The organism is Nonomuraea guangzhouensis (genome assembly GCF_019396345.1).
Lineage (GTDB): Bacteria > Actinomycetota > Actinomycetes > Streptosporangiales > Streptosporangiaceae > Nonomuraea > Nonomuraea guangzhouensis.
The window spans coordinates 1-1,272 of sequence record NZ_JAHKRM010000111.1; the positions used below are offsets into that span (position 1 = coordinate 1).

The window sequence follows — 1,272 nt, forward strand, 5'->3', positions numbered from 1 at the left end:
GCGCCGGTGTCATCGAGTGGGGCGAAGCCGACCTCGTCGATGACGATCAAATCGGCGCGCAGCACGTTCTCGATCACCCGGCCGACGGAGTTGTCGGCCAGCCCCCGATAGAGCGTCTCGACCAGTTCGGCGGCAGTGAAGTAGCGGACCTTGTGGCCGGCCTGGATGGCGGCGACGCCCAGCGCGATGAGGCTGTGCGACTTGCCGGTGCCGGCCGGGCCGACCGCGCAGTAGTTCTCCGCCGCCCGGATCCACTCCAAGCTGGCCAGGTAGTCGAACGTCGCCTTCGGGATCGAGGAGGCGGCGACGTCGAACTCCTCGATGGTCTTGAGCACCGGGAAGGCGGCGGCCTTCATCCGAGCGCGGGCGTTGGAGGCATCACGCGCCGCCAGTTCGGCGTCGATGAGCGTGCGCAAGAACTCCTCAGGGTTCCAGCGTTGCGTGCGGGCGGTGACCAGCAGTTCCGGCGCCAGCCGGCGGATCGTGGACAGCTTCAGGCGGCGTAGCCCGCCATCGAGGTCGGCGGCCAGCGGTGCGGGCGTGGGCGCGGTCATGACACCTGTCCGATCTTGTCCAGGGTGTACTCGGTCAGCGACCGGGTCGGGACCGGCGGCAGCTCCAGGACCAGCGCCTGGCCGGCGGGCGCCGGCTGCGGGGTCCCGGCCCCGGCAGCCAGGATCGAGCGGACATCCTCGGCCCGCCAGCGGCGAAAGGTCACCGCCCGCTCCAGCGCCGCGACCAGCACCTGCTCACCGTGCGCGGCCCGCAGAGCAGCCAGCTCGACCAGGTCACCGGCCAGCCGGGTATTGCCTGCGGCAGCCGAGCCGGTCAGGAACGCCTCGGCCGCCGGGCCGAGCGCCAGGAACGCTTTCTCCGCCGTGGTCCGTGGCCGGGCGGCGCGGCGTGGTGCGGGCCGGGGACCGCCATAGTGCTCATCGGCCACCGACGCCTCGCCGGGCGCGACCGCCAGGTGGTCGGCCACGATCTCGCCGGTGGCCAGGTCGCAGATGAGCACCTGCCGCCTTCCTCGGTCACCGCTACCCGGGTGCCGATCAGCCGCGTGGGCACCGAGTAGCGGGCCGAGCCGAACCGCACGCACGACAGCCGGTCGACCTTGCGGGTGACCGGAGCTTTGCCGATCGCCGGCCGCAGCGACGGCAGTGCGGTCAGCAGTTCCCGCTCGCCGGCCAGCCGCTCGGCGGGGATGGCGCAGATCTCCGAGTGCGTCACCGTGTTGACCTCGGCGCACCACTGGCGGGCGGTCACGTTGGC

The 1,272-nt window shown here is 72.3% G+C and carries 1 protein-coding gene and 1 pseudogene; both read right to left on the minus strand.

The window, feature by feature from the left end; genetic code table 11:
• Positions 1-554, minus strand: a 554-nt coding sequence (locus KME78_RS63635; protein ID WP_219539955.1) for an ATP-binding protein, incomplete at its 3' end; no start/stop codon positions are given.
• Positions 551-1,272 (minus strand): annotated as a pseudogene (locus tag KME78_RS65840) (Mu transposase domain-containing protein); the annotation flags it as partial. The gene KME78_RS63635 and the pseudogene KME78_RS65840, both read right to left, overlap by 4 nt.